At 68.0% G+C, this 13,635-nt stretch carries 13 protein-coding genes and 1 tRNA gene; 5 read left to right on the forward strand and 9 right to left on the reverse strand.

All coding sequences use genetic code 11. The annotated features are described in order from the left end of the window. Positions 1 to 37: 37 nt before the first annotated feature. The 3 genes from AB0J95_RS04330 to AB0J95_RS04340 form a co-directional block, all read right to left on the reverse strand. Positions 38 to 343 carry a hypothetical protein gene (locus tag AB0J95_RS04330; protein WP_364752123.1) on the reverse strand — a complete coding sequence of 102 codons (306 nt, stop codon included), beginning with the start codon at positions 341 to 343 and terminating at the stop codon, positions 38 to 40. Between the two features lie 133 nt (positions 344 to 476). After that, complete coding sequence (locus AB0J95_RS04335) at positions 477 to 1,373, reverse strand: aminoglycoside phosphotransferase family protein (RefSeq protein ID WP_364752126.1); 897 nt, start codon at positions 1,371 to 1,373, stop codon at positions 477 to 479. Between the two features lie 28 nt (positions 1,374 to 1,401). Next, the gene (locus tag AB0J95_RS04340; RefSeq protein ID WP_364753470.1) at positions 1,402 to 2,718 is read right to left on the reverse strand and encodes a helix-turn-helix transcriptional regulator; all 1,317 of its coding nucleotides are present in this window, start codon (positions 2,716 to 2,718) and stop codon (positions 1,402 to 1,404) included. 326 nt (positions 2,719 to 3,044) lie between these two features. Between AB0J95_RS04340 and AB0J95_RS04345 the strand changes: the two genes are divergently transcribed. Further along, positions 3,045 to 3,287: a hypothetical protein gene (locus AB0J95_RS04345; protein WP_364753472.1), complete on the forward strand. Its 243-nt coding sequence runs from the start codon at positions 3,045 to 3,047 to the stop codon at positions 3,285 to 3,287. 13 nt (positions 3,288 to 3,300) lie between these two features. Beyond that, positions 3,301 to 3,645 carry a hypothetical protein gene (locus tag AB0J95_RS04350; RefSeq protein WP_364752128.1) on the forward strand — a complete coding sequence of 115 codons (345 nt, stop codon included), beginning with the start codon at positions 3,301 to 3,303 and terminating at the stop codon, positions 3,643 to 3,645. Between the two features lie 129 nt (positions 3,646 to 3,774). On the opposite strand, the gene AB0J95_RS04355 is transcribed toward AB0J95_RS04350, so the two are convergent. Both AB0J95_RS04355 and AB0J95_RS04360 read right to left on the reverse strand, forming a co-directional pair. Continuing rightward, positions 3,775 to 4,989, reverse strand: a complete 1,215-nt coding sequence (locus AB0J95_RS04355) for an MFS transporter (RefSeq protein WP_364752131.1) — start codon at positions 4,987 to 4,989, stop codon at positions 3,775 to 3,777. Continuing rightward, a complete protein-coding gene (locus AB0J95_RS04360; RefSeq protein ID WP_364752133.1) occupies positions 4,986 to 6,284 on the reverse strand; it encodes a GH1 family beta-glucosidase in 1,299 nt (432 codons plus the stop codon). The genes AB0J95_RS04355 and AB0J95_RS04360 overlap by 4 nt, the downstream gene beginning before the upstream one ends. Before the next feature lie 110 nt (positions 6,285 to 6,394). Here AB0J95_RS04360 and AB0J95_RS04365 point away from each other — a divergent pair, with 110 nt between their 5' ends. After that, the gene (locus tag AB0J95_RS04365) at positions 6,395 to 7,015 is read left to right on the forward strand and encodes a TetR/AcrR family transcriptional regulator (RefSeq protein WP_364752136.1); all 621 of its coding nucleotides are present in this window, start codon (positions 6,395 to 6,397) and stop codon (positions 7,013 to 7,015) included. Between the two features lie 129 nt (positions 7,016 to 7,144). Here the strand turns inward: AB0J95_RS04365 and AB0J95_RS04370 are convergent, their stop codons facing one another. Beyond that, positions 7,145 to 8,347 carry an amino acid deaminase/aldolase gene (locus AB0J95_RS04370; protein WP_364752138.1) on the reverse strand — a complete coding sequence of 401 codons (1,203 nt, stop codon included), beginning with the start codon at positions 8,345 to 8,347 and terminating at the stop codon, positions 7,145 to 7,147. Between the two features lie 90 nt (positions 8,348 to 8,437). On the opposite strand from AB0J95_RS04370, the gene AB0J95_RS04375 reads away from it, so the two are divergent. Further along, complete coding sequence (locus AB0J95_RS04375; protein ID WP_364752141.1) at positions 8,438 to 9,739, forward strand: D-arabinono-1,4-lactone oxidase; 1,302 nt, start codon at positions 8,438 to 8,440, stop codon at positions 9,737 to 9,739. Here the strand turns inward: AB0J95_RS04375 and AB0J95_RS04380 are convergent. The 3 genes from AB0J95_RS04380 to AB0J95_RS04390 all read right to left on the reverse strand — a co-directional run bounded on the left by AB0J95_RS04380 (position 9,718) and on the right by AB0J95_RS04390 (position 12,270). Beyond that, entirely contained in the window at positions 9,718 to 10,383 is a 666-nt protein-coding gene (locus AB0J95_RS04380) for an NAD(P)H-binding protein (protein WP_364752144.1), read from the reverse strand. The genes AB0J95_RS04375 and AB0J95_RS04380 overlap by 22 nt on opposite strands. A 24-nt stretch (positions 10,384 to 10,407) precedes the next feature. Then, on the reverse strand, positions 10,408 to 10,992 hold the full coding sequence (locus tag AB0J95_RS04385; protein WP_364752146.1) for a hypothetical protein: 585 nt from the start codon (positions 10,990 to 10,992) through the stop codon (positions 10,408 to 10,410). Between the two features lie 1,195 nt (positions 10,993 to 12,187). After that, positions 12,188 to 12,270: transfer RNA gene (locus AB0J95_RS04390), tRNA-Leu, on the reverse strand. Between the two features lie 127 nt (positions 12,271 to 12,397). On the opposite strand from AB0J95_RS04390, the gene AB0J95_RS04395 reads away from it, so the two are divergent. Beyond that, positions 12,398 to 13,591 carry a DUF3662 and FHA domain-containing protein gene (locus AB0J95_RS04395; RefSeq protein WP_364752149.1) on the forward strand — a complete coding sequence of 398 codons (1,194 nt, stop codon included), beginning with the start codon at positions 12,398 to 12,400 and terminating at the stop codon, positions 13,589 to 13,591. The last annotated feature ends 44 nt before the right edge of the window (positions 13,592 to 13,635 follow it).

Here is a 13,635-nt window from a genome sequence, read left to right on the forward strand (position 1 = left end):
GGCCGATCGATGATCAAAAACCCGAAGAGTCGAGCGGTCAGTCCTGCTCGGTGAACTGCGGGCGCTCGTGCGGGCGGCGAAGTTCCGCCAAGCGGTCCATCGTCACCGCGCCCCGGCGCTCCAGCTCCTTGCGGCTGATCCAGCCCGCCGCGAAGTGCCGGTAGCTCTGCGCCAGCATGACCAGCTCGGCCAGATAGTCGGCGGCCCGGCGGCGGCTGTCCTCGGGCAATCGGGAGACCAACGCCAGCTGCGCGGCCACAACGTCGTCCAGTACCTGGGCGGACCGCAACGCACGCTTGGCGCGCCTGCCATCACCGACTGTCCTGCTCAGCAGCCCCAACACCGTGACCCATCACCTCTTCGTGCGCGACTTCGACAATGGCTCGCAACACAGCGTAGCCGATAACCCGTGCGGAGCAATGGCCACCATCTGTCGAGAAAGGATTCGCTGCCGGAGGGGCGGGCGTTACCGCCATTCAGGTGTATCGAGCCCACCTCGCGCGGGTGTCACCGCGCCGGAAATCGTCGAGCCGACGCATCAGTTCCGGCCTGACATCGGGATTGCTGCGCACACTGGGCAGCACACTCGTGATCAGCTTCAGTTCCCTGACCTCGCGCAAAGCCGAGAAGCCACCCCAACGGGTGACATCCCAGCCGTACGCCCGGACCATCTCACGGTACGTACGCGCGGGCTCGCCGAACCTGCCCACTCCGACGGCCACCGGGGTCAGATCCCACTCCGGCGGGCCGACACAAGTGGAATCAAAGTCACACAACACCGGGCCGTCCGGCGACGGGATCAAGTTCCCCAGGTGGGCGTCGCCGTGAACAACCGATGAAGCCAGCGGAAACTCCAGGCCGGCCAGGGTCTCCTCGAGGCGGTCGCAACAGTCCAGCAGAAACTCTCTGTCACTGTCCTCGATCGCCTCGGCGTCGTCCACCCGCCGCCGGACGTCGTCCAACGGGTCCCAGGTAGGCAGTTGGAAGGGCGGGGCGGGCAGCTTGTGGATGCGCCGCAGCAGGTTCCCGAGGTCACGGCCGCGCGCCGGGCGGCCGCCGGACGGGACGACCTCCCACACCGTGGCCACGTGCTCGTCCACCCGGATCGGCTCGCCGACCAGCAGCCGGACCGCGGCGATGTCGTGCTCGGCGAGCCAGCCCGCGATCCGCACGACCTTCTCCACCCGGTGCTGCAGCGCGACCGACCCCACGATCCGGACGACCGCCTGGTCACCGGCCAGTTTGTACACCGCGTTGTTGGTGAACCGCAGCAGCTGGGCGCCCTCGGCGTCCAAGCCGAGCCGGTCGCAGATGGCCCGCAGGACGAGGGCGAGCCGGTCCCGGCTGAACCGTCCCTCCGAAGCGGGAACCATCGAGCCGGCCGTGGACAGTGCGCTCGCCTCAGGCGTCCGTGTCGAAGTACTTGTTGAGCACGTCGGACAGTTCACGGGCCTGGGCGTTGTTCCGGCGTTTGTCGGCCTCCTGTTTGAGCGGCCGCATCCGGTCCTTGGTCCGCCCCGAGGTGAGCTGTTCGGCCATCTCGACCGCCTGGCGGCCGACTTTGGCGCCGTGCTCGACGTCGCCGTCGAGCAGATGGTTGGTTGCCAGCGCGCCAAGGTTGAAGGTCTTGCTGCGCGCCATGTCGTCGCCGAACGAGTCGATCGCGCGCTGCAGCGCGGGGATCGCGTAACGGGTGTGCTTGGGGTCGACGGTCTGCGCCAGCACCGTGTGGACGGTGCCCATCATCGCGTAGACGTCGGTCTCGTTGAAGAACTTGACCCAGCTCTCGGCGCCGTCCAGGTCGGCGCGGGCGAACTCGTCGCGGGTCCGGCCGAGCAGCTTCATCGTCTGCTCACGCTGGCCCATCATCGCGTAGGCCCAGGCCTCGTTCGCGCACAGCACCGCCACCGCCAGCTCGGAACCGGAGTTCTGGGCGGCGATCTGGCCGAGCGAGAAGATCTTGAGCGCGTCGTTGGGGGCGTCGTTGTGCAGGTAGACGCGGCCCATCCGGTACAGGATGTTGGCGACCAGCGGCTCGCTGCGGCCCTCCTTGGCCAGCTCCAGGCCCTTGCCGAAGTGGTTGCGCGCGGAGTCGAGCAGGCCGATGTCGAACGAGGTCCAGCCGGCCAGGTTGTGCAGGTCCGCCAGGGCGACGTGCAGGCGTTGCTTGACCACGTCCGTGGCCGAGGCGCCCAGCATCTGCTGGCCCCAGGACAGCTGGGCGATCACCGCGTCGCGGCACGAACCGCCGCCGTACTGGTAGTCCAACGACCTCAGCGCCCTGGTGGCGGCTTCCACCTGGCGCACGTCCGTCATGCCGATCCGGCCCGGGGCGGGCGTCGAGATCGGGTTGGAGACCCACGGCCCGGAGTCCGCGCCGAACACGTTCGCGCCCATGGTGACGGCCGCGGCGTGCGCGAGGAACTTCCGACGTTTCACCGACTCTGCCTCCTCAGGGGTCTGGTCGTCGACGGTGGCGACGACACGGACCCGTGTCTCCTCGTCATATGCGAGGCCCATGTACCCACGTGGGACGCCCAGGCCCTGGGCGATCCTCGCGAGCACGTCATAGGCCATGACCTGGCGACCTTTGAGGATCTCCGATACCTCGGACTGCGACTGGCCGGTCTGGGCGGCGATCTGCCGCTGCGAGATGCCGTGCTTCCGCAACAGCCGGTAGACCTGACTGATCTCCCTGGCGGCCAGTGCTGCCCGCATGTCCGGCTTCTCCCAGACGTCGGCTGTCACCACAGCACCTTGTGACCCGGTGGAGTTCACTCGCGCCCCCTTGCAGTCCGTTGGGCGTCAACCGCAGCGTAAACACATTGCGGCAGGGGGGAGAAGTACTGATCGGCCAGGCTGATCGGCCGGGCCGAAGTCCGGCGACCGCTTATCGTCAATGCCCGTCCGATCAGCGCAGTGTCACCCCGTTCGCGTTTCCTGGGTACCAATCTAGTTTCTGGTAAGCATTCGAGCACGGAGGGGAACTTCGCATCGTGGACCTACTCGGCTCGACAGTCACTCACCCGGCCGCCTCGCTGGACGTGCAGGGTGAGCAGGAGGACCGGCCTGGCCTCAGAGACCTGCACGGCTCCTTCGCCGGCCGCCGGGTATGGCACGTCAGCTGTGGCGACGTCATCAACCGTGATCGGTGCCTGACAGTGCTTGTGGACCAGAACAAGGTGGTGCTCGTCGGACCCCCCGGTGAGACCGCTGTCCTGTCATCCGGCCAGCTCGGCCAGCTGCGGGACGCCCTACGAGAAGCCGCCGAGCAGGCGGAAAGGTGACGGTGAGCTGATCGTGGACGAGATACTCGGCCAGGTCCTGCGCAACGCGGTGTGGGAACGCCTGGACATGCTGTCCGAACTGGCCAACCGTGCCGACGCACCCTCGCTGCTCTCCGTCGCGCGCTCCGAGCTGCCCCGGCTGACCGAGGGCTGGCGGGCGATGCTCTCCGCGCATGAGCCGGATGAGCGCGGCAACTGCCCCACCTGTTCCACCCGGTGGCGCCAGCAGAAGGCGCCCTGCTCGGTCTGGCGTGCCGCCTATGAGCACCTGGTCGCCGGTGGCCTCGCCCCGGCCGGGGGCCGGCAGGTCCGCCGTTCCGGTGCCGCCCCGCGCCGCGTGGTGGCCGGCGCCCGATAAGCCGGCGGCCCGTTCGTCCGTCCCCCCGAGCGAGGCGAACGGGCCGCCTCCCAAAGACCCCGCGGGTCGGTGCCGCGAAAAGCACTCCCCCCTCCCCCGACCGGTGCCGATCCGCGGCTCCCAGCTTCGTTAGTTCACACTCCGGATCCTGGCGATGAAGAATCCGGCGATCAGCGTTACCAACGCCGAGGCGCCGAACAGGCCGGGATATCCGAGACTCGCAATCACGACAGGTGCCAGCAGGGGTGCGAAAACCTGCGGCAGTGAGTTCGCGATGTTTATCACTCCGAGATCTTTCGCGCGGTCGGACGCCGACGGCAGCACCTGGGTCAAAAGTGCGAGCGCGACCGCCCAGTAGAGGCCGAACCCGGCGCCGAGCAACGGTGCGGCGATGACACTGGCCACCCACGTCTGGGAGACGACGAGGGCAACGGCGGCGACCGCCATCAGCCCCGAAGCCACCAGTACATACGGTTTCCTGCGGCCGGACTTGTCCGAGAGGATGCCGCCCAGGATCGCGCCCGCGATCAGCGCGAGGCCGTAGAACGCCATCAGGATCAGCAGCGAGCCCTCCGGGTCCGGCAGGTGCACCGCGTCCTTGAGGAAGAACAACAGGTAGAACGTGCCGAACGCGTTGCCCAGCTGGATCAGGAAGTGACAGCCCCAGGCCCACGCGAAGTCCGGGTGCTCACGGGGTGACACCCAGAGTTCGATCTTGGTCCGCGGCTTGAGCTCCTTCGGCAGGACCGCGTCCGGGGTGAACAGCACGAACACCGCCGCACCGAGCAGGACGACCACCGCCGACGCGAGGTATCCGCCGGATAACGATGTCACCAGCTCGGTGACCAGCAGCGTGCCGAGGACGGTGCCGAACATCTGGCTGATGCCGATGAACCCACCCGTCTGCGCGCGCTGTTCGACCGGGACGCGGTCGGGCACCGCGGAGATCAGCGTGGCGATCATGCCGTTGAGCCCGGCGGAAACGAGGCACCAGCCGAGCACCATCACGACCACGTTCGGCGCGGTCGCGAGTACCGCAAGGCCAAGCGCCCCAACGACTGCGCCCGCGACGGTCCACGGGTGCCGGCGGCCGAACCGCGAGGTGGTGCGGTCGGAAAGCAAGCCCACCAACGGGTTCACCACCAGTGCGACCGCTCCGCCCGCACCGGTGACGATCCCGAACACGAGCTCTTTGTCCGCGCTGGCAAGCAGTTCCGCCTGCCGCGGGAGCAGGACCTGGATGGGCGCGTAGATCGCGAGCCACATCCCGAGGTTCGCCAGGAACAGCAACGACACCCAGCCGGCGCGAACCCTCGCGACCGGCTCCGACAACGCCGTCGTCACCGTGCACCTCCGAGCAGATCCCGGTACCAGTAAAAGGAATCCTTGGGTGTCCTGGCCAGTGTGCAGTAGTCGACGTGGACCAGGCCAAAGCGGGGCTGGTATCCCTTGGACCACTCGAAGTTGTCCAGCAGCGACCACACGAAGTAGCCGCGCACATCCGAGCCCTCGTCGAGCGCTTGTCCCAGTGCCGCAAGGTGATCCTGGAGGTACTGGATGCGTTCCTTGTCGTGCACGCCGTCGAAGCTGCAGCCGCTTTCGGTGATGTAGATCGGCGGTAGCTTGTCCTCGTAGCGTGTTCGGAGCTGGCCTAGGAACTCGCGCAGACCGTCCGGCACGACCGGGGAACCGTTGGTGGTCAACGGATATCCCTCGATCGCGCGCAGCTCGAACGGCAGCGGGTTGCCTTCGCCGGGCGCCGCACAGCCCTGTGGCTCGTAGTAGTTCACGCCGTAGAAGTCGAGCGGTGCGGCGATCGCGGTGAGGTCGTCGGCGAAGTCGTCCGGCAGGTACTGGATCACCTGCTCGGGGTAACGGCCGAGCAGCATCGGGTCGGTGTACATCCAGTTCGCCACCGCGCCAAGGTGTTCGGCCGCTTCGAGGTCCGCGGCGCTTTGCGTGGCCGGCCAGATCGGGCTGTGGTTGTTCGCGCTGCCAATGCTTTTCGCGTTCACCGAGCGCAGCGCGCTGACCGCCAGGCCGTGCGCGAGGTTCTGGAAGTGCGCGGCCGGCATCGCGTCGAACAGCAACGCCTTGCCCGGCGCGTACTCGCCTAGCGCATAGCCGTACAGGGTCTCCACGACCGGCTCGTTCAACGGGATCCAGTGCTCGACCCGGTCGGCCAGCCGCTCGCCGACGATCGCCGCGTACTCGGCGAAGCGGTACGCGGTGTCCCTCGACAACCACCCGCCCGCGTCTTCAAGATCTTGTGGAGTGTCCCAGTGGTAGAGGGTGACGACGGGTCGGATCCCCGCTTCACACAGCGCGTCCACCAGGGAGTCGTAGAACCCCAGCCCTTCGGCGTTGACCGGACCCGACCCGGACGGCTGGACCCGGGGCCACGCCACCGAGAACCGGTAGCCGCCGACCCCGAGCTCGGACATCAGCGCGATGTCCTCGGCGTACCGGTGGTAGTGGTCGCAGGCGACGTCGGCGTTCTCCCCCGTGTGGATCTTGCCCGGGGTGGCGCAGAACGTGTCCCACACGGACACGCCGCGACCACCCTCCCGGGTGGCTCCCTCGATCTGGAACGCGGACGTGGAGACACCCCACAGGAAGCCGTCCGGGAACCCACGCATCCAGTCACCTCCGACAGAATGTGAAATTGATTCGCATACTAGATGCGATGTCGCTCACACGCCAGCAGCGATTTCACGGCAAGATAGGTCCTGAGCAGAGGAGACAGATCGTGGGCAGTCCGACACCCTTGCGGCGCAAGCCGGTCCAGCAGCGCAGCACCAAACGGGTCGAGCAGATGCTCGAGGCGTGCGCGGCGCTGATCGAGGAGGTCGGCTACGACGGCGTGACGACGACGTTGATCGCGGAGCGCGCGGGCGTGGCGGTCGGCTCCCTCTACCAGTTCTTCCCGGACAAGCGGGCGGTCGTGCGCGAGCTGACCCGCCGCAACCTGGAGCGGTTCCTCCGCCTGGTCAGCGAGCGGTTCGAGACCACCCCGGTCGAGCACTGGTGGGATGCGGTCGACCTGGCGATCGACTCCTACGTGGACATGCACCGGACCGTGCCGGGGTTCGCCAAACTGCACTTCGGCGACGTCGTGGACCTCGAGCTGCTGGACGACGGCGAGGGAAAGCACAACAACGAGGTCGTGGCCGAACAGCTGACCGAGATCGTGGCCCAGAAGGCCGGGCTGCCGGTCGAGGACCTCCGCCTGCCGATCACCATCGCCGTGGAAGCCACCGACGGCATCCACAAACTCGCCTTCCGCCGCCACCCCCAGGGCGACCAGGAGATCATCGACGAAGGCAAGTACCTCCTCCGCCAGTACCTCTCGTCCAAACTCGACGGCTGACCCAACGCAGCCCCACCCTCACCGGGGGGCGACCCCGATGCCAGTTTATCGAGGTCAGAGGGGTGGATCGAGGGTTGAGGCGTGCGAGTGGACCGTTCGCACGATGTTCCCTCGAACAGGTGATCCCGGTTACCCGAAGTTGACGCCCTCGCCGCGATAAGTAGGCACAGTGCGTTCGATTCGGTCGCCGCGGACGAGGTGGTATTCCTGGAAGCGCTCGGCGAGCTCGCCGGCCTTGGAGTGGCGCAGCCAGACGCGGTCGCCGAGCTTCAGGGTGTCGGCGGCTTTGCCGGTGACGGGGGTTTGGACTTCGCCGGCGCCTTCGAGGCCGAGCAGTTTCAGGCCCTCGGGGAGGTACGGGATCGGCTCGCGGTCGCGGCCGACGGGGCCGGAGGCGATGTAGCCGCCGGCGAACAGGGTGGCGATCCGGGCGGCGGGGCGGCGGACGACGGGCAGCGCGAACAGCGCGGCGGGGTTCGGGGTGAAGGCGCGGTAGCCGTCGAACAGGCCGGGGCCCATCAGACCGGAACCAGCCGCGACCTCGGTGACCGAAGGGTCGGAAGAAGTCAGCTCCAGGCTGCCCGTTCCGCCGCCGTTGACGAACTCCAGCGGCGCGACGTCCCGGACGGCGGCCACGACGGCCGAGCGCCGTTTGACCAGCTCCTGTCCCGACCGGCCCTGCATCCAGTGCACAAGCGAGCCACGCACCTTGTGTCCCGGTGGGTTGTCGCCCAGTCCGGCGATCTGCCCCTCGTAGGACATGAGCCCGACCAGGGAGAACCCGGGGCGCTTGACGATCTCGTTCGCCAGCCGGGCCGCCTGCCGGGGTGTCCGGATCGGGGATCGGCGGGTGCCGACGTGCACGCCGGGCAGCGGACGCCAGGAGGCGTCGAGTTCCAGGCAGATGCGGATCGGGGGATGATCAGTGCCCAGGGCCGAGTCGACTAGGTCCAAGTGGTCCGTCGAGTCGGCGATGATGGAGATGACCTGCAGGGCGTGTGGGTCGGCGGCGAGTTCCCGGAGTGCGGCGTGGTCGGTTGTCGGGTAGGCCACCAGGAGGTCGGTGCCGGCCAGCGGGGTGTCCCGCCACTTGCCGGCCAGCCAGAGCGCCTCGCGCAGCGAGTAGGACATCACGCCCTCGAACCCTGGCATGCCGAGCACGCGTTGCAGCAGGTACTCGCACCGGACCGACTTGCTGGCCACGCGGATCGGCCGGCCGCCCGCGCGCAGCACGAGGTCGGTCGCGTTCGCGTCGAACGCGTCCAGGTCCACGACCGCGAGGGGGGCGTCGAGGCCTTTGGTGGCGGTGTCCAAGTTCGCCTGCTGGGTCACGCCCCCACAGTACGTCCAAAACGCTTGAAATGTGAATAGGATTCACTTACGGTGTCGCGAAACGCTGCAGCGGAGGTAAGGATGCCCCCCGTGTGGACCAACTGGGCCCGGACGGCCACCGCCACCCCGGCGAGCATCGCCAGGCCGGGAAGCCTGGGGGAGATCGCCGAGACGGTCACCGATTCGGCGAGGGCCGGCCGGCGCGTCAAGGTGATGGGCAGCGGCCACTCCTTCACCTCGATCGCCTCCGCGGACCAGGCCACCGCCGTCGATCTGTCCGGTTGGACCGGAATCGAGTCCGCCGACCGTGACTCCGGCCTGGTGACCGTTCGCGGCGGGACCACGATCAAACAGCTCAACGCCGCCCTCGACCGGCTGGGCCTGGCGATGACCAACCTCGGTGACATCGACGCCCAGACCATCTCGGGCGCGATCTCCACCGGGACCCACGGCACCGGCGCCAAGCTCGGCGGGATCGCCACCCAGGTCACCGCGCTCGAGCTGGTGCTCGCCGACGGCGCGGTGGTCCGCTGCTCGGCCGACGAACATCCGGAGCTCTTCCACGCCGGCCGGGTCGGCCTGGGCGCACTCGGGGTGATCGCCAGTGTCACGCTGCGCTGCGAACCGGCGTTCGCGCTGGTCGCCGACGAGCGGCCGGAGCCGCTGGAGCAGGTGCTGGAGCAGCTGGACGACCTGATCACCGGGCACGACCACATGGAGTTCTACTGGTTCCCGTACGGTCGCAAGGCTTTGGTCAAACGGAACAACCGGCTACCGCTCGACGCGCCCACCCGACCGCTCAGCCCGGCCAGGCGGTACTTCGAGTACACGGTCATGGAGAACGTCGCCCTGCAGGCCACCTGCTCGCTCGGAAAAACCGTGCCCAAGCTGGTGAAACCGCTCAACCGGCTGGCGTCCACCGTGCTCTCGCCGCGCAATTACAGCGACGCCTCGCACCGGGTCTTCGTCACCTCGCGCAATGTCCGGTTCGTCGAGTCGGAGTACGCCGTGCCGCGGGAATCGCTGGCCGACGTGCTCCACGAGCTGCGGGCGCTGGTGCCGACGCTGGCCGATCCGGTGATGCTGCCGGTGGAGATCCGGGTCGCGGCCGCGGACGATATCTGGCTGTCCACCGCCTACCAGCGGGATTCCGCGTATTTCGCGATCCACCAGTATCTGGGCCTGCCGTACCGGGACTATTTCGCGGGCTTCGAGAAGATCGTCGCCCAGGTCGGCGGGCGCCCGCACTGGGGCAAGATGCACAGTTTGGATTCGACCGTGCTGCGCGAGCGCTATCCGCACTTCGACGATTTCCGCCGGGTGCGGGCCGACGTCGACCCGGGCAGGCTGTTCACCAACGCCTATCTTGATCAGGTTCTGGGTTCGAGCTGAGCGATAGCGATCTCCGCCGGCGTTTCACCCCTGGTCAGTTCCAGGGTTAGCCCGATGGTGTTGTCGTCGTCGAGCAGGCCCACCAGCACGGCGGCGACGTCCTGGCGCGAGATCTGGCCACGGGGCAGCGGCGGCGCGGCCAGCCGGACGAGGCCGGTGCCCGGGTCGTCGAGCAGGCCGCCGGGCCGCAGGATGGTCCAGTCGAGATCACGGGCGCGCAGGTCGTCCTCGGCCGCGGCCTTCGCCTTGAGATAGATCCGGAAGGTCTCGTCGACCGACGGGTCGTCGGACCGGTTGAGGCCCATCGAGGAGATCTGTACGAACCTTCGGACGCCGGCAAGTTCGGCCGCTTGGGCGAACAGGGCGGCCGCGCCGCGGTCGACAGTGTCTTTGCGGGCGTTGCCGGATCCGGGACCGGCACCGGCCGCGAACACAGCCGCGTCCGCACCGGCCAAGGTCTTGGCCACCTCGTCGGGCGTGGCCGACTCGAGATCGAGAACGACCGGTTCGGCACCGGCTTCGCGCAGGTCATCCGCCTGGGCGGGGTTGCGGATCAGGCCGACCGGCTCGTCACCGCGCGTGGAGAGGAATCGTTCGAGGTGCAGTGCGATCTTGCCGTGCCCACCGGCGATGACTACGCGCATGCACCCCAGCGTAGGGCCGCCGGCTCAGGCCGACAGAACGCGCTCGTAGGCCACTTCGTTGACCCAGCGGGACACCGCGTCGATGCCCGCGGTCACGCGGTCACCACGGCCCGGCAGGTCGAGGTCCACGCCGTTGTCCGGGTCCGCGCTGACCACGGCGATGCCGTACGTCCGGGCGCGGGGCAGGCAGTTGGCCAGGTAGTCGTGGGTCAGGACGACCGACGAGGGCACGACCATCGCGGTGTCGCCGTAGCGCGCGAACGGCGCCAGCGAGGCGAGACCAGTGCGCCAGTGCCGCACGACCGCCAGCACACCAACGATCCGCACCGCGGCTGCGGGCACCTGGCCGGCGAACTCGGGCCACACCCACGTGGAGACGGTGGCGCGGTCGGTGACCGGCGCCTGGCCGAGGCAGATCCGCTCGGCGTGCGCGTCCGGCAGCAGCTCGGCGACCAGGGAGACCCGGCGGCCCAGCAGCGTCATCGGCGGCAGCGCCACGCCCGGCCAGCCCAGCTGGGCGACTGCCGCCGCGGCCAGCTCGTCGTCAGGGGCGGGAAGCTCGACGGCAGACGGTGTCGGCAGTGACTTGACGTCGTCGCTCACTGCCATTCGTCCTGGAATGCCGGTCACGAAGCCCCGCCTCCTCTACCTCGACCGTGCCCCGGGATGGTCACGGGCCGAACTGGTACATGGAATTTGGTACCAGCTCGAACCGGGCCCAACGCAGACCCGCACCGTCTGCAGCGACGACCGGCGCCCGGCGGTCGGTGACCGGTCGACGAGCCGCCGGTCGTCTTCAGCCGGGCAATGCTGCCGTCCGGGTGAGATGCCATCCGACTGGCAGAACGCACCGGCTACTCAAAGTAGGAAGTAACAAAAAGGTGTCTGCCATCACAAAACCGTGAACTACACGCCTGTGGTTCGAGCCCCAAAGTGCAGAAATCCCCGCCCACCTCAACAAACGCGGCGGCACCCACCCGGTGCCCAGCGACTTTCCCCGCAGGCGAGCGAAAGTCCGCCGACCAAATGGCACACCACAAGCCCAATGCCAAACACTGGTGAAACACGTAGACCAAACGGCCTATAAGCAGCGCCGCCCACCCCCAACAAACGGCCCGAACATCAGCCCAAAACCCAAACCCCACTCCCCCGAACAATCCACCCCGGCAAACCCCCTAACCCCCACCCAAATCCCAAGCCCCACATAACCGATGGGAAGGCTGAGCAGAGGAGCAGGGCGCACCTGGGGAGTAGGCGGCCGCGACGAACCGCAAGAGCGGCAGGCACATCGAGCGCGAGACCCGGTAGGGAGCGCCAGGCGGGAGGCTGCGGCGAGACGGCCGAAGGCGCCCGTGCAGGCTGGCAAGAGGAGCCTGGGCGGTGCAGGGAAAGGCGGCCCGACAGGCTCTATACGGGCTGGGGCGGTTCGATTTGTGCGGGGACCCCTGCGGCGCACGGGCAGGAACCAAAGGGGGCAGGTCTGCGACCTGCCCCGCCGGAGAGGCGCCAAGCCGCAGGTCAGCCCCTCAGAGGTAGGCAGGTGTACTAGCCAGCTAAGCCGATCCCATTACACCTAACGGCCCACCCAAACCCACCTAGACGCGAGCAAACCTCAAGAATGTTGCCTGCATCACTCTCCCCCTCCCAAACCCAAGCCCCCAAACCCCAAAAAACCAACCCCCCACGCAAAGCGAGGCGCCGAAGGCGGCGCACGTGGGGGGTATGGGGGCTCGGCCCCCCAAAATAATGACGAGGCTCCTCGGGGAAGGTGCGAAGCACCGACCACAAGGAGCCTGGAGTCTCGTGGGCGAGGAGGGAGTTGAACCCTCACGTCCTTTCGGACACACGGACCTGAACCGTGCGCGTCTGCCATTCCGCCACTCGCCCTGAAGTGACCGCGGAAGCGTAGCACGGGGTTTGGGGGGCTCTTGCACGGGGTTGGAACATCCCGGTGTCTCCAGGCTCGCACCCGGATACGATCGGGGGAGGAGCAACGCGTGAAGGGACTTGAACCATGGGCCTCGTGCAGCGCTTCGAGCGCAGGCTCGAAGGCATCGTGGGCAATACGTTCGCGCGGGTGTTCGGTGGCAACGTCGTGCCGCAGGAAGTGGCACAGGCGCTGCAACGGGAGAGTGAGGACCACATCCGTGAGCTGGCCGGCGGCCGGCTGCTGGCCCCCAACCACTACGTCGTGCAGTTGGGGCCGGCGGACCATGACCGGCTGGCCGGCGGTGACGAGGAGCGCATCATCACGCTGCTCACCGATGTCATCGCGGAGAATCTCACCGAGCACGGGTGGGATACGTACGGTGACGTCGTAGTCTCCCTGGAGCGTTCCGACGCGCTGCATACCGGACAGTTCCGAACACGCTCGTCCGTCGACCCTGACGTAAGCCGACGGCCGGCATCACCTCGCAACGCAGGAGACCGATCCATGAGCCAGCCTCCCGGCTACGGCCAACCGCCTGAGGGTGACCCGTACGGCCAGCAGGGCCAGTACGGGTACGGCCAGGGCCAGTACGGCAACGATCAGAACTACGGGCAGCAGCAGCCTCAGGGTGGCTACGGCCAGCAGCCTGGTGGCTACGACCAGGGTTACGGCCAGCAGGGTGGCTACGGCCAGCAGCCTGGTGGCTACGACCAGGGCTATGGCCAGCAGGGCGGCTACGACCAGGGTTACGGCCAGCAAGGTGGCTACGGCCAGCCGCAGCAGCCTGGCGGCTATGACCAGGGTTATGGGCAGCAGCCTGGTGGCTACGGCCAGCAGCCTGGTGGCTACGACCAGGGTTACGGCCAGCAGGGCGGCTACGACCAGGGCTATGGCCAGCAGGGTTACGGGCAGCAGGGCGGCTATGGCCAGCCGGATCCGTACGGCCAGGGTGGTTATGCGCCGCCTGCCGTGCAGAGCGGTCCGCGGCAGCTGTCGGCGAGCCTGCAGCTGGACGACGGTTCCAACCGCACGTACTCCCTGAAGCAGGGCGGCAACGTGGTTGGCCGGGGCCAGGACGCGGACTTCCGGCTGCCGGACACGGGTGTGTCCCGCCGGCACCTGGAGATCACCTGGGACGGCCAGAGTGCCACACTTGCGGATCTCGGTTCGACGAACGGGACCACGGTGAACGGCACCCCGGTGCAGACGTGGCAGCTCGCGGATGGCGACGTCATCCGCATCGGTCACTCGTCGCTGGTGTTCCGCACCCAGGGCTGAAGTTCGATCGCTCACGGGACTCGAATACAGTTCGCGTGTTCGAG

The organism is Actinocrispum sp. NPDC049592 (assembly GCF_040675465.1).
In the GTDB taxonomy this organism is placed as follows: Bacteria; Actinomycetota; Actinomycetes; order Mycobacteriales; family Pseudonocardiaceae; genus Kibdelosporangium.

Bases quoted from the DNA above. Each gene is read 5' to 3' on its own strand.
- AB0J95_RS04335 (WP_364752126.1), bottom strand. From the start codon at position 1,373: ATGGTTCCCGCTTCGGAGGGACGGTTCAGCCGGGACCGGCTCGCCCTC.
- AB0J95_RS04340 (WP_364753470.1), bottom strand. From the start codon at position 2,718: ATGCGGGCAGCACTGGCCGCCAGGGAGATCAGTCAGGTCTACCGGCTG.
- AB0J95_RS04360 (WP_364752133.1), bottom strand. From the start codon at position 6,284: ATGCGTGGGTTCCCGGACGGCTTCCTGTGGGGTGTCTCCACGTCCGCG.
- AB0J95_RS04395 (WP_364752149.1), top strand. From the start codon at position 12,398: ATGGGCCTCGTGCAGCGCTTCGAGCGCAGGCTCGAAGGCATCGTGGGC.
- AB0J95_RS04385 (WP_364752146.1), bottom strand. From the start codon at position 10,992: ATGGCAGTGAGCGACGACGTCAAGTCACTGCCGACACCGTCTGCCGTC.
- AB0J95_RS04380 (WP_364752144.1), bottom strand. From the start codon at position 10,383: ATGCGCGTAGTCATCGCCGGTGGGCACGGCAAGATCGCACTGCACCTC.